The 12942-nt window shown below is 61.9% G+C and carries 12 protein-coding genes; 5 read left to right on the top strand and 7 right to left on the bottom strand.

Going from position 1 to position 12942, the window contains the following annotated elements; all coding sequences use genetic code 11:
* Window positions 1-41 precede the first annotated feature (41 nt).
* The 3 genes from bioH (at window position 42) to QQL64_RS11920 (ending at window position 2510) form a co-directional block, all read left to right on the top strand.
* A complete protein-coding gene (bioH, locus tag QQL64_RS11930; protein WP_284399851.1) occupies window positions 42-815 on the top strand; it encodes a pimeloyl-ACP methyl ester esterase BioH in 774 nt (257 codons plus the stop codon).
* On the top strand, window positions 812-1693 hold the full coding sequence (gene bioC / locus QQL64_RS11925; protein ID WP_284399848.1) for a malonyl-ACP O-methyltransferase BioC: 882 nt from the start codon (window positions 812-814) through the stop codon (window positions 1691-1693). Before bioH ends, bioC begins: the two co-directional genes overlap by 4 nt.
* 106 nt (window positions 1694-1799) lie before the next feature.
* Window positions 1800-2510, top strand: a complete 711-nt coding sequence (locus tag QQL64_RS11920; RefSeq protein ID WP_284399846.1) for a DUF899 family protein — start codon at window positions 1800-1802, stop codon at window positions 2508-2510.
* A gap of 45 nt (window positions 2511-2555) precedes the next feature.
* Here the strand turns inward: QQL64_RS11920 and lptA are convergent, their stop codons facing one another.
* From lptA to QQL64_RS11890, 6 genes are all read right to left on the bottom strand, one after another.
* Window positions 2556-3143 (bottom strand): lipopolysaccharide transport periplasmic protein LptA, encoded by a 588-nt coding sequence (lptA, locus tag QQL64_RS11915; protein ID WP_284399844.1) that lies wholly within the window; start codon window positions 3141-3143, stop codon window positions 2556-2558.
* A complete protein-coding gene (locus tag QQL64_RS11910) occupies window positions 3140-3724 on the bottom strand; it encodes a DNA-3-methyladenine glycosylase I (RefSeq protein ID WP_284399842.1) in 585 nt (194 codons plus the stop codon). The genes lptA and QQL64_RS11910 overlap by 4 nt, the downstream gene beginning before the upstream one ends.
* Window positions 3725-3794: 70 nt before the next feature.
* A complete protein-coding gene (locus QQL64_RS11905) occupies window positions 3795-4538 on the bottom strand; it encodes an MHYT domain-containing protein (RefSeq protein ID WP_284399838.1) in 744 nt (247 codons plus the stop codon).
* A gap of 26 nt (window positions 4539-4564) precedes the next feature.
* Window positions 4565-5368 (bottom strand): hypothetical protein, encoded by an 804-nt coding sequence (locus QQL64_RS11900; RefSeq protein ID WP_284399833.1) that lies wholly within the window; start codon window positions 5366-5368, stop codon window positions 4565-4567.
* A gap of 212 nt (window positions 5369-5580) precedes the next feature.
* Window positions 5581-6531 (bottom strand): threonine ammonia-lyase, encoded by a 951-nt coding sequence (locus QQL64_RS11895; protein WP_284399831.1) that lies wholly within the window; start codon window positions 6529-6531, stop codon window positions 5581-5583.
* Window positions 6528-7535: an aldose 1-epimerase gene (locus tag QQL64_RS11890; protein ID WP_284399828.1), complete on the bottom strand. Its 1008-nt coding sequence runs from the start codon at window positions 7533-7535 to the stop codon at window positions 6528-6530. Before QQL64_RS11890 ends, QQL64_RS11895 begins: the two co-directional genes overlap by 4 nt.
* Window positions 7536-7600: 65 nt before the next feature.
* Between QQL64_RS11890 and pepN the strand changes: the two genes are divergently transcribed.
* Window positions 7601-10246, top strand: coding sequence for an aminopeptidase N (gene pepN, locus QQL64_RS11885; protein ID WP_284399825.1), 2646 nt, complete (start codon window positions 7601-7603; stop codon window positions 10244-10246).
* A 77-nt stretch (window positions 10247-10323) separates the two neighbouring features.
* On the opposite strand, the gene QQL64_RS11880 is transcribed toward pepN, so the two are convergent.
* Window positions 10324-10509, bottom strand: a complete 186-nt coding sequence (locus tag QQL64_RS11880; protein WP_284399822.1) for a hypothetical protein — start codon at window positions 10507-10509, stop codon at window positions 10324-10326.
* 535 nt (window positions 10510-11044) lie between these two features.
* Here QQL64_RS11880 and mnmG point away from each other — a divergent pair.
* On the top strand, window positions 11045-12922 hold the full coding sequence (gene mnmG, locus QQL64_RS11875) for a tRNA uridine-5-carboxymethylaminomethyl(34) synthesis enzyme MnmG (protein WP_284399820.1): 1878 nt from the start codon (window positions 11045-11047) through the stop codon (window positions 12920-12922).
* Window positions 12923-12942 lie beyond the last annotated feature (20 nt).

Here is a 12942-nt window from a genome sequence, read left to right as displayed (position 1 = left end):
CCCGGAGGGGAGAGGAAGCAAACGCAAAAGGCTCGTTCTTAATGAGCCTGCATATCGAGGTCCACGGCAGCGGCCCGATGCCGCTGGTGGTGATTCACGGCTGGGCGATGCACGGCGGCGTGTTCAAACCTCTGGTCGACGCCCTTGCCGAACACTGCACCATGCATTTAGTCGATCTGCCGGGACATGGCTTTTCACGCGATTGCGACCTTCCCCTGGAACCGGCGGCTTGCGCAAACGCCATTGCCAAGGCAACACCCCCAGCCGCATGGCTGGGTTGGTCGATGGGCGGACTGGTCGCGCTGCGCGCGGCAGTGGATTTGCCGCAACATGTGCGCGGACTGGCCATGCTATGCGCCACGCCGCGCTTCGTCGCTGATTCGGATTGGCCGTACGGCCGGGATCCCGCACTGGTGCAACAACTCGCTACCGATCTGGAAACCGACTACCACGCCACGGTGGATCGCTTCCTGACGCTCGAAGTGATGGGTAGCCCCGATCCACGCGGAGATCTGCGCCGATTGCGCGCCGAAGTGTTTTCGCGTGGGCAGCCCAGCCTACGCGTGCTGCAGGAAGGTATCCGCCTGCTCGATCAAACCGATTTGCGCGCCTGCCTTCCACGATTGAACACCAGCCGCAGCTGGTGGAGCGCAGGGCGGCTCGATCGTTTGGTCCACCCCGACGCCATGCAATGGTCTGCTTCGGCGTGCAACGGTGAATTCCACGAGATCGCGCACGCCGGACACGCACCCTTCCTCAGTCATGCCGACGCCGTCGCGCAGACGCTGCTGCCCTGGCTCGAGGCCAACCGATGAGCGACTTCCACGTCGACACCCGTCGCGTGCGCGCGAACTTCAGCCACGCTGCCGGCAGCTACGAACAGCACGACGCGCTGCAGCGCGAGGTGCAGAAACTATTGCTTGAGCGCCTGGATTTCTATCTGCAGCAACCCGCGAGAATCATCGATGTCGGCGCCGGCACCGGCCGTGGCAGCGCCTTGCTGAAGAAGCGCTACGCCAAGGCGCAGGTGATCGCCGTGGATGCGGCAGTGCCGATGCTGCGTGCCGCGAAGGCGCACGCCGGCTGGCTCAGACCTTTTATTCGTGTATGCGGCGAAGCGACTGCATTGCCTCTGCCCGATCACAGCGTCGATGTACTGCACTCCAATCTTTGCTTTCAGTGGATCGACGATCTGCCCGCGCTGTTCGGCGAATGCGCACGCGTGCTGAAACCCGGCGGCATGCTGTTGTTCTCCACCTTTGGCCCGGATACCTTGCGCGAACTGCGGGCAGCATGGGCCTCCGTGGATCAGCATTCCCACGTCAGCCGCTTTCTGGACATGCATGATCTGGGCGATGCCATGATCAACGCCGGTTTGCGCGATCCGGTGCTGGACGTCGATCGCTATACGCTGACCTACAGCGAACCGAAAGATTTACTGCGTGAACTCAAAGGCCTTGGCGCGACACATGCCGATCGCGCGCGCGAACGCGGCTTGACCGGCAAGCATCACTTTCAACGCATGCTGGCCGCGTATGACGCTATGCGTGTGGATGGCCGCATTCCGGCCACATGGGAAGTCGTGACGGCGCACGCTTGGGGCCCACCACCGGGACAATCGCGTCGTGCAAAAGACGGCGGAGAAATCGCCAGTTTTTCGGTCGACAGTTTACGCGGTTCGCGTCGCCGGTAACCGCGGCGCGGGCGCTTGCGCGCGCTTACGGTTTTTTTATCCATCGCCAACTAACGTGGCGACTCCGGATTTATCGCTCTACATCGATCGAGCCACCGGGGGACCTATGAATCAGTCACTGCATGACACTCGCTTTCCACAGGAAAGTGGCGCTTATCGCACCGCACGGGATCAACTGTTAAAAGCCGAGATCGAACTGCGCCGACAGATCGAAGCCGTCGCGACGCTGAGGCGCGCGCTACCGTTGGGCGGTGAAGTCAAGGAAGACTACGTATTTGAGCAGGGCAATGCCGACCTGCACGCTCCGGATAACGCCAAGCAGGTGCGTTTGTCGGAGTTGTTCCGTAACGGCAAAGACAATCTGATTATCTACAGTTTCATGTATGGCCCGGCGATGCAGCAGGCCTGCCCGTCTTGCACGTCGATCCTCGATGGTTGGAACGGCGCAGTCCATCATCTGCTTCAACGCGTCAACGTGGCAGTGGTCGCCAAATCGGCCATCGAGCGCATCCGCGAATTCGCGCGCCAGCGTGGATGGGTGAATTTACCGCTGCTCTCCTCCGCTCACAATCGCTACAACGCCGACTATCACGGCGAAACAGCTGACGCGAAGCAGATACCGATGTTGAACGTCTTCACACGACGCGACGGTCGGATCTACCACACCTATGGCACCGAGTTATTGTTTACACCGTCCGAGCCGGGCCAGGACGGGCGTCATGTCGACATGGCATGGCCGCTGTGGAACATGCTCGATTACACGCCCGAAGGGCGCGGAACGGACTGGCGGCCGAAGCTTTCGTATGACGCGGCGTGACGCCATACCCGTCATCGACGGGTTGGCGATGTAGCGACAAAATCTTCAGGTGCTCGGCGCGGGCGCAGTTGTACCGGTAGCGGGCTGTGGGTTCGCCGGTGCGGCCGTCGCCGGCCTCTGCTTGGCCAAGTACGTCGCGCTGACGTTGCCTACGCCGGTGAAGTGCGTGGTTTGGGTGTCGTAGGTGATTTTGTCGGCGTGTGCATCGCCGGTTCCCTGCTCGGTCACGACGGCATTGGGCGTGAGCACGGCAACGCCGTTGATATTGTCGTAGTCGAGCGTGGGCGCTTCGCCGGTCATGAGATTGTTCTTGTCGTCCATCTGCTGGATATGCGCTGGATTTCCGGTCAGCACGATCCGGCTGACCTGGGAGTCGGCGTCCAGGTAGATCTTGCCGTCATTGCCCGTGGCCTTCATGGTCCCCTGGGCGATGACGATATGGCCAGTCAGCGTCGTGACGGTGTTGGGCGCATTGAACCCGCTGACGGAGTCCTGTTTCGTCACCATCGGCTGATTGCGGTCGCCGGTCTTCGCATGCGCGGACGGCATGAAAAGGACAAGGGCAACGGCGGCGCCCGCCAGGAACCCGCGATGGGCGGGATGTGCGAAAGAAGCGGAAATAGAAGTAGTCATGGCTTGTGCTTTCCTCCGCATGCCTTATGCCTGAAGCACTCTACAAGATGATCGTTGACCATGCCGGTGGCCTGCATAAAGGCATAGCAGATGGTAGTACCGACGAAACGGAATCCACGCTTTTTTAGCTCTTTGCTCATCCGATCCGACAGCGAGGTGCTCGCTGGCACGTCGCCCTTGGCACGCCAGCTATTCTGGATCGGCTTGCCGTTGACGAACGACCACAGATACGCATCGAGGCTGCCGTGTTCGTCGATCGCTTCCAGGGCGGCCGCTGCGTTGTCGCGTGCGGCGGTGACCTTGAGGCGATTGCGGATGATTCCGGGATCGAGCAGCAGCTTTTCCAGCTCCCGATCCTTCATCGCCGCGACGCGCGCGATATCGAAATCATGGAATGCACGTCGGTAGTTGTCGCGCTTGTGCAGCACGGTGCGCCATGACAACCCGGCTTGCGCGCCTTCCAGACACAGAAACTCGAACAGGGCGCGATCGTCGTGCAACGGCACGCCCCATTCGGTGTCGTGATAGGACTGCATCAACTCGCCGTCGGCTGCCCAATGGCAGCGAATGCGTGACGTCACCGCCGCTTCTCCCGGTTTCCACTGATGAACAGGATAACCCAGGACCTTTGGCGGTAATGCCGGCCTATCCTCAAATGTTGAGGCTGGAACGGTAGCGCTGGCGCCAGTAATAGAGCACCAGCATCAGCACCAGCAGGGTCGCCACGATGACGAAGATGGTCAGGCCAAGATTGTCGCCGCGCAGGCCGGTGGCGTAACCGTCCGGCAGTTGCCCGCCGTTGTCTTCGAAACGTGCCGCCGCCATGCCGGTGTAATGCATGCCGCAAACCGCCATCCCCATCACCAGCGCGCTGGTGATCATCTGCAAGGGGCCGCGCAGATTGAACGCGAGCCAAAGCGCGACCATGGATGCAACGACAGCAATGATCAGGGAAATAATGACCAGGCCCATGTTGTAGCTGGTGACTGCGGGCATCATCATCGCGGCCATGCCGAGGTAATGCATGGAGGCGACGCCTAATCCCATGCAGGTACCGGCCGCCAGCAACCGCAACCAGCTGAACAGGCCGCTGCCGACCAGCATCAGTCCCGCCGAGCAGGCGGCGAAGGCAACCAATGCCGACAGCGCGGTAAGCGCAGGATCGTAAGTCACTTGCATGCTGCTGTCGCACGCAAGCATGGCAATGAAATGCATGGCCCAGATCGCCCCCAGCCCCATCGCACCACCTGCCATGGCGACCGCGGCCGTTTTCTGATGATGCGTGGTTGCCACCGGAATGGCGACGGCCAGTTGCAATGCCGTGAATGAACCAAGTACGGATACGGCGTATGACAGCAGAACAAGCAGCCAGTTGTAGCTAAGTTGCATAGGCATGTCGGCTCCCCCTGAAGTGGCGTCGATTAATGTGAAATTTCCAGACTGCAATGCGCAGCGCCGCTGCTGCGGCAACTGAGATGGCGCACGAATACTTTTTTGGGTGTGACCGACGCGCCCAGCAAGCCTTCCAGATAACCACCGTAGAACTTGCAACCGGAGTGAACACCGGGCGCACAGAGCGGACTATTGAGGATATGCACATGCACGCCGTGCTGCTCGATATCGGCAAGCGCGCGCAGCGCAGGCATGCCGATGCGCTTGATGGCGTCGGCCAGGCCAAGCTTGGCGCCGAGTGCGTAATCGCGTTTGTACACCCATGTGCCGGTGCGTCGTCCGGCCAGCATCAACGACGACTCGCGCGCTGGTTCGGCCACGCTGTTCTCCAGCGCGACCAGCCACGGATAGATCTGCGGATAGTCGTGGGCAAGTTTGGGCAGGGTGTGCTCGACCTGGGATACATCCGGCATGGCCGCCGGTAGCGGTGCTACGGGTTGCGCAGGCGGCGACATCGCTTCTACGGGAGATGGCTGCAAGGTTCTCGGCGCCATCTGCGTGGGAACGGAAACGGGAGCGGCGGCGATGGCGCCGGCCTCGCCGAACAATGCAGCCTCAAAGCTCAACACCCGGCTATGCGTGCCCAGCATTTCCTCCAGCGCCAGGCGTTGCTCCATCGGACCACGCACGATCATCGACAGCCAGGCACCACGACTGTCTTGCGTCAGCCGCTGACGTATGAGCGAAAAGCTGTTGGCGGCAACGACGCGTCCAAGCTCGGCGAGAAGGCCCTCTCTTCGATCGGAGAAGACCTGTATTTCCAGCTCGACCATAAGGCCCCCCCTGTTGCTCGATGCTGGTCATCAAATTGTGAGCACGCAGGATGAGCGATTTCGAAAAATCAAAGCGTGATTGGCATCATGGTTCGTTGAGTACACATGCATGCGGCATCACATTTGGCGCGATTCATGCTTAAATTTTTGCGCGCATACGAGACTTATTCGTTGTACGCACGCAAGCACGTTAGAGCGTGATCGACGTGTCGCTACCAGGGCAACGCATCCAGATCCACGTTACCGCCGGTCAGCACCAGACCCACACGCTTTCCGGCGAAGCGCTCGCGTTGCTTGAGCACTGCGGCGAATACCGTGGCGCTCGACACCTCCACGACAAGCTTGAGCGCATGCCACAGCTGTTTCATGGCGGCGATGGTTTCTTCGTCGCTGACGGCAATGACGTCGACGCGATGTTCGCGCAGCGCGTCGAGGTTCGACTCGCCGATCAAGGCACGCAGTCCATCGCAGACGGTATCAGGCGTGAAATTGTCGACGCGCGCACCACGCGTCAGCGATTCAGCGGCATCTGCAGCACCGGCAGGTTCCGCGCCATACACCGCAATCGCCGGACGTATGCCATGCGCGGCAATCGCGCATCCCGCCGACAAGCCTCCACCGCCAATGGGCGTGACGAGCGCATCCAGTCCATCGCATTGTTGAAACAGCTCAAGCACCACCGTGCCCTGCCCGGCCATGACGCGCGTGTCTGCATAGGGATGAACCATGATCGCGCCGGTAGCACGTTGCAGTTCAGCGGCTTTGGCTTCACGTGCCGCGATGGTCGGTGCGCAGCGATGCAGTATGGCACCGGCTTGTTCGATGGCTTCGAGTTTTGCACGCACTGCGCCGTCCGGCACTACGACATGCGCGGCGATGCCGCGCGTTGCCGCAGCCATGGCGAGTGCGTTGCCGTGATTGCCGGAGGAATGCGTCACGACACCACGCGCAGCCTCTTCCTCCGTTAACGACCACACCGCGTTGCAGGCACCGCGGAATTTGAATGCACCGCCACGCTGAAGATTTTCGCATTTGAAGTACAGCTGCGCGCCGACTGCCGCATCGAGCGCATCGCTGCGCATGACCGGCGTCAGGGTTGCGTGCGGCGCGATGCGCGCTGCAGCATCGCGAATTTGATCGAGGCTAGGTAACGGCACACTCATACGGAATCGATCTCCACGCCACAACGAAATTGTCTTTCTTCGCCCGGTCCAAGACGAATGGCGTCAGCGCAGTCGGGTCGATTGAAGGCATCGGACATGCTTTCCATCGGCTCCAAGGCGATCGAGCGACGCACATCGCGCGTCACCGTGTCGGCAGTGAACGCCAGCATGATGCCGTGCTCCTGCCAGAGGCTGATACCCATGCCGCTGACCGGATTGCGCAAGCGCGTGCGTGCGCGCCCGTCTGCATCACGCACAAGGTTGGCGTAAGCGTGATTGATCTCGGTGGCACCGATGATTTTGGCGCGACGAAAGTCCAATGCGGGCGGTGCTTCGTCCAGCGGCTGATAGGCCACTGCGCCCGGCAGAGGGATGAAATCGGCATCGGTGCGTACTAGTGTCGTCGCGGGGATTTGCAACTCCCACGTATCGACGGCACCGTCGCCCACTCGAAAGTACGGATGCCAGCCGAAAAAACAGGGGGCTGCGGTGTCGCCAACGTTGCGCATGCTCGCCAACAGCGAAAGCCCATGTGCATCGAGCATATAAGTCACCGCCAGATCGATCGCAAACGGATAGCCAGCAAAGGCGCCGGGCCGTATGGCCGACGTCACGAATGTCGCCTGCGCTCCGCCCGCATCCGTGTGTTGGCCCGCCATGTCGAAATCCACGCCGCGCACGAAGCCGTGCCGGCTGGCGCGCTGGGCGCCTTCCACTCCCGGTTGCAGGTCGTGCGATTGGCCGTCGAAGGTGTAGCGGGCGTCGGCGATACGGTTGGCGAACGGCGCCATGATCGCAAAGCGCGAGCTGGGGCGACTTTCCAGTTCCGCGCTGTCGCGATAACCGTCGGCGAGCTGCCGCACCGTGCCGCGCGCCACCTGCTCCAAGCCGATCAAGGCGGCGCCGCGGCGGGCCAGGCGCACGCAACGCCCGCGGTCGGCATCGCGCAGGACAACGAGGTCATGTGGTCCCAGCCGCGCCTGTTCGATGCTGAATGCGGTCATCCGCTTGTCCTACGGGGAAAGAGCCGCATGTTAGCCTGATCCGTCTTTGCCTTCCCCTGCACCGAATGACCCTCGTCAACGAACCCGCTGCCACACCCATCCGTCTACGTGAATATCGCCGTCCCGCGTGGACCGTCGACACTGTCGAACTTGATGTCGATCTGGGCATCGACACGACAGATGTCACCTCTCGGCTCGTGTTGCGCCGCGACCCTGCGCAGATGCTTCCGCTACGCCTGGATGGCGAAGGGCTGGAGCTGCTGGCAGTCGTACTCGACGGCCGCGCGCTCGACGCCAAAAGCTACCGGCACGAAAACAACGTGCTGGAAGTCGATGGCGCGCACGACGGCAGCGTGCTGGAAACGCGCGTGCGCATTCGGCCGGCGGCGAATACTGCACTGGAAGGCCTGTACTTGTCGGGGTCGCGGGAAACGGGTTTCCTGCTGACCCAATGCGAAGCGGAAGGTTTTCGCCATATCACTTTCTTTCCGGATCGCCCGGATGTGCTGGCCCGCTATACCGTGACCCTGCGCGCCGACCGTGCGCGCTTTCCGGTGCTGCTGGCCGGTGGCAACCCTGACGGTGCCGGCGAGCTCGTGGACGGTCGTCATTGGGCTCGTTTTGTCGATCCGCATCCCAAGCCCTGTTATCTCTTTGCACTGGTCGCCGGGCGGCTGGAAAGCATCCGGCGCGACTACGTAACGGCCGACGGTCGTGCCGTAGAGCTGGTGATGTGGTCCGAGGCCCATGTCATCGACCGTTGCCATTACGCGCTCGACGCGCTGGAACGCTCGATGCGTTGGGACGAACGCACGTATGGACGCAACTACGATCTGGATGTGTTCCATGTCGTCGCCACGCACGATTTCAATATGGGCGCGATGGAGAACAAGGGTCTCAACATCTTCAACGCGAAATATTTGCTGGCCGATCCTGACAGCAGCACCGATGAGGAATACCGCGCCGTCGAAGCCGTCGTGGCGCACGAGTATTTCCATAACTGGAGCGGCAATCGCGTGACCTGCCGCGACTGGTTCCAGTTGTCGTTGAAAGAAGGACTTACCGTATTCCGCGAACAGCAGTTTTCCGCCGAGATGAATTCGCTGTCGCTGAAGCGCATCGAAGACGTATCGCTGCTGCGCCGCACGCAATTTCCGGAAGACGCCGGCCCGCTGGCGCATCCGGTGCGTCCGGCCGAATACCGTGAGATCAATAATTTCTACACGGCGACCGTTTACGAGAAAGGCTCCGAGCTGGTGCGCATGATTGCCGGCCACCTCGGCGAGGATGGTTTTCGGCGCGGCATGGATTTGTATTTCGAACGTCACGACGGCCGCGCGGCAACCATCGAGGATTTTCTTGCCGCGCTGGGCGAAGCCAACGCCATCGACCTGAAATCTTACCTGGCATGGTATGCGCAATCGGGCACACCGCGTTTGCATGCCAAAGGCGAATACGATGCGGCGCAGCGCGAATACACACTGACCCTTTCCCAGCAAACGCGCGCGACACCGGGGCAGCCAGAGAAAGTGCCGTTGCCCATTCCGGTGAAGTTGTCGTTGTTCGATCGCGGCGGAAAAGTGCTGCCATTGCACGTGGACGGAGAAGCAGCCGAGACCGAGAAAGTGTTGGTGCTCGACAAGACTTCGCAGCGCTTCGTTTTCCGCGAAGTGGACGCTCCGCCCGTACCCTCGCTGCTGCGCGGCTTCTCGGCGCCCGTCGTGCTCGAATACGACTACACCCCGGAAGAACTGGCCTTGCTGTTGACGCACGATGCCGACGGCTTCAATCGTTGGGAGGCCGGCCAGCAACTGGCCATCCTCGCCTTCGACGCATTGCAGGGCACTGGCGAGTCCGCCGCATGCAAGGCGTGGTGCAACGCGCTGACCGCGCTGTTCGAGAATGATGCGATCGACGATGCACTTCTGGCGGATCTGCTGACGCCGCCGGGTGAAATCGAATTCGCCGACCGCCAGGGTGAAGTGGACCCGGTAAAGATTCACGCGCAGCGCCAGGAGCTGCAGCGTCGATTGGCCGGTCGTTTGGGTGCGCCACTGTTGCTCGATCGCTATCGCGCCTTGGCCGCGGATACCGACCAGAAACTCGATGCCGCCAGTCAGGCCAAACGGCGACTCAAGCGTCGCGTGCTTGAATTGCTCGCCTTGCTGGAAGCGGATCAAGCGCATGCGTTGGCGGCACGGCAATACGGGGCCGCGTCAGGCATGACCGATCGTCTCGCGGCTCTCGGAGTGCTGGTGCGGGGTCGCGCATCTCAGGCTGCCGCTGCGCTTGCGGATTTCCGTCAACGCTATGCGGACAATCCGCTGGCGCTGGACAAATGGTTTTCGGTGCAGGCGCAGGTGCCTGGCGAACCGGCGCTCGCGGCGGTGATGGCGCTGGAAAGCGATCCGGCGTTCACATTGAAAAACCCGAATCGCACGCGTGCTTTGTTCGGCGCGTTCGCCAGTACCAACCCCAGCGGGTTCCATCGCACGGACGGCGCCGGTTATCGGCTGCTGGCCGAACGGCTAGGACAATTGGATGCGCTCAATCCGCAGATCGCGGCGCGCCTGGCGACAGCTTTCAACGGATGGCAGCGGTTGGAACCGGTTCGCCGCGAAGCGGCTCGTCTCGCCCTGAATGGCCTGTCTCAGCGGGAAGACCTGTCAGCCAATCTCAGCGAGATCATCGGCAACGTGCTGCAACATTGATCTTTCTCGCTGGCGGCGACCCCGAAGGGTCGCCGTCACGGGGCGGTTCTAAAAATGGTGGTATGAGCGGGCACCGCTCAAGCCGGAAGATGATCCAGTTCGCTAAGCAGATGGGTCATGCGCGACTCGAGGCGCGGACGCAGTTGCTGCTGCTGCTGTGGTTCACGCTCGACGAGATGATCCATCGCCATTTCGAGGCGACCGATCTCGATCATCAAGTCATGACGCATGTATACCGGTGCGAAGTCGTTACTGTTGTCCATGACACGTCCTCTTCTTTTGCCTGCACCCATGTGCTGCAACAGCCGTGCCAGTCCGTGATATAGATCACACAATACTTTTGCTCCAAATCACGCTGTGACCTTTTGTGTCAGCAGCTGCCGTTTACCGGCATATTTTTCCGTTTCAGTCACCCCGTGTTCACGCGTTCGGAGCCATGATCAGCCCACGTTACGGGGGTGCGGCAGTTGCCGTGCGACCCGAATGAATTACCAGTTTCTGGCGCCCGGCAATACGGTCATCCTGGATTCCCCCTGTTCCTGAGACCGCCGGGCGCCAGATCTCTCTACAGAGATCAAAAACAACGACGGCGCCCCGAAGGGCGCCGTCTTGCTTCCTATCCCGGTACGCGAATGGACCCCTGTCGTCCTTTCTCAGCGCGCGTGTCGCGCGGCATCTGCCCGTGAGAGTGCGGTGATTTCTAAAGCAGAAAACATGCCATGTTGATGTAAGGGATGCCCCACAGCGCCGACCGCATTACCATAAGCCTTTGTCCAACCCTCGATTTTGTCCATCCTGATGCTGCATCCAACCTCCTACGATGTGATCGTGATCGGCGGCGGCCACGCCGGCACTGAGGCTGCGCTTGCCGCGGCACGGTGCGGAGCGCGCACGCTGCTGCTGAGCCACAACATCGAGACGATCGGCCAGATGAGCTGCAATCCGGCCATCGGCGGCATCGGCAAGGGCCATCTGGTCAAGGAAATCGATGCTTTGGGCGGCGCTATGGCCCAGGCGGCCGATCGCGCGGGTATCCAATGGCGCACGCTGAACGCGTCCAAGGGCCCCGCAGTGCGCGCCACCCGCTGCCAGGCAGATCGGGTGCTCTACAAGGCAGCGATCCGTCGAATGGTGGAGACCCAGCCCCATCTGGACCTGTTCCAGCAAGCGGTGGACGATTTGCTGATCGAGCAAGGCCGCGTCACCGGCGTAGTGACGCAAATGGGCCTTTCTTTCCGCGCTAGGTCCATTGTGCTCACGGCGGGCACCTTTTTGGCCGGCAAGATCCACATCGGCCCCGCTCAATATGCCGGCGGCCGCGCGGGCGACCCGCCCGCCACCACCCTGGCGCAGCGTCTGCGCGAGCTGCCGGTGGCGGCGGACCGACTGAAGACTGGCACGCCCCCGCGAATCGACCTGCGCAGCATCGACTTCAGCCATCTGGACGAACAGCCGGGCGACGATCCGACGCCGGTGTTCTCCTACCTGGGCTCGCGCGAGGACCATCCGCGCCAGGTCAGCTGCTGGATCACCCAGACCAGCGAACGCACCCACGAGATCATCCGCGGTGCCCTGGACCGCTCGCCGCTCTATACCGGCCAGATCGAGGGCATCGGGCCGCGCTATTGCCCCTCGATCGAGGACAAAGTGGTGCGCTTTGCCGACAAGGGCTCGCATCAGATCTTTATCGAGCCGGAGGGGCTGGACAGCTTCGAGATCTACCCCAACGGCATCTCCACCTCGCTGCCGTTCGACGTGCAGCTGGAACTGGTCCATTCGATCAAGGGTTTCGAGCGCGCGCATATCACGCGACCCGGCTACGCGATCGAATACGACTATTTCGATCCGCGCGGCCTGCATCCGTGGCTGGAAACCAAGAACATTCCCGGCCTGTACTTCGCCGGCCAGATCAACGGCACGACCGGCTATGAAGAAGCCGCGGCGCAGGGCCTGATCGCGGGGCTGAACGCCGCGCTGGCGACGCAGGGCAAGGCACCGTGGTACCCGCGTCGCGATGAGGCTTATATCGGCGTGCTGATCGATGACCTGACCAGCAACGGCACCATCGAGCCCTACCGCATGTTTACCTCGCGCGCCGAATACCGGCTGCATCTGCGCGAAGACAATGCCGACCTGCGATTGACCGAAACCGGCCACGCCCTGGGTGTCGTACCGCAAGCACGTTTCGACGCGCTGCGCGCCAAGCGCGACGCCGTCGAACAAGAGCTTCAGCGCCTGGGCGCACTGTGGGCTGCCCCGAACAACGCACTGGGTGCGGCCATCGAACGCCAGCTCGGCGTGGCAGTGAGCCGCGAAACCAACGCACTGGATCTGTTGCGCCGCCCCGAACTCAATTACGCCAAGCTGACTAGCGTGACCGAACTCGGGCCCGCGGTTGCGCACGAAGACGTGGCCGCCCAGGTCGAGGTGCAGACCAAGTACGCCGGTTATCTCGAGCGCCAGCGCGATGAGATCGAGCGCCAGCGGCGTCACGAAAGTACGGCGATTCCCACCGGCTTCGACTACGACAAGGTACGCGGCCTTTCCGCCGAAGTACTGCTGAAGCTCAAGCGCAGCCTGCCGGCGACCATCGGCCAGGCGGCACGCATCAGCGGTGTGACGCCAGCGGCGATTTCCTTGTTGCTCGTCCACCTGAAGCGACGCAACGCCGCTTAAGGGCAGACCCTCGTGTCCAA

This window comes from Dyella lipolytica (genome assembly GCF_030160075.1).
Taxonomy (GTDB): Bacteria; Pseudomonadota; Gammaproteobacteria; order Xanthomonadales; family Rhodanobacteraceae; genus Dyella_B; species Dyella_B lipolytica.
Note: the sequence above shows the minus strand (reverse complement) of the source record. Positions and strands in the feature narration are given on the sequence as shown.

Coding starts and splice junctions, on each gene's coding strand:
- bioH (WP_284399851.1), top strand. CDS start 42: ATGAGCCTGCATATCGAGGTCCACGGCAGCGGCCCGATGCCGCTGGTG.
- bioC (WP_284399848.1), top strand. CDS start 812: ATGAGCGACTTCCACGTCGACACCCGTCGCGTGCGCGCGAACTTCAGC.
- QQL64_RS11920 (WP_284399846.1), top strand. CDS start 1,800: ATGAATCAGTCACTGCATGACACTCGCTTTCCACAGGAAAGTGGCGCT.
- lptA (WP_284399844.1), bottom strand. CDS start 3,143: ATGACTACTTCTATTTCCGCTTCTTTCGCACATCCCGCCCATCGCGGG.
- QQL64_RS11905 (WP_284399838.1), bottom strand. CDS start 4,538: ATGCCTATGCAACTTAGCTACAACTGGCTGCTTGTTCTGCTGTCATAC.
- QQL64_RS11900 (WP_284399833.1), bottom strand. CDS start 5,368: ATGGTCGAGCTGGAAATACAGGTCTTCTCCGATCGAAGAGAGGGCCTT.
- QQL64_RS11895 (WP_284399831.1), bottom strand. CDS start 6,531: ATGAGTGTGCCGTTACCTAGCCTCGATCAAATTCGCGATGCTGCAGCG.
- QQL64_RS11890 (WP_284399828.1), bottom strand. CDS start 7,535: ATGACCGCATTCAGCATCGAACAGGCGCGGCTGGGACCACATGACCTC.
- pepN (WP_284399825.1), top strand. CDS start 7,601: ATGACCCTCGTCAACGAACCCGCTGCCACACCCATCCGTCTACGTGAA.
- QQL64_RS11880 (WP_284399822.1), bottom strand. CDS start 10,509: ATGGACAACAGTAACGACTTCGCACCGGTATACATGCGTCATGACTTG.
- mnmG (WP_284399820.1), top strand. CDS start 11,045: ATGCTGCATCCAACCTCCTACGATGTGATCGTGATCGGCGGCGGCCAC.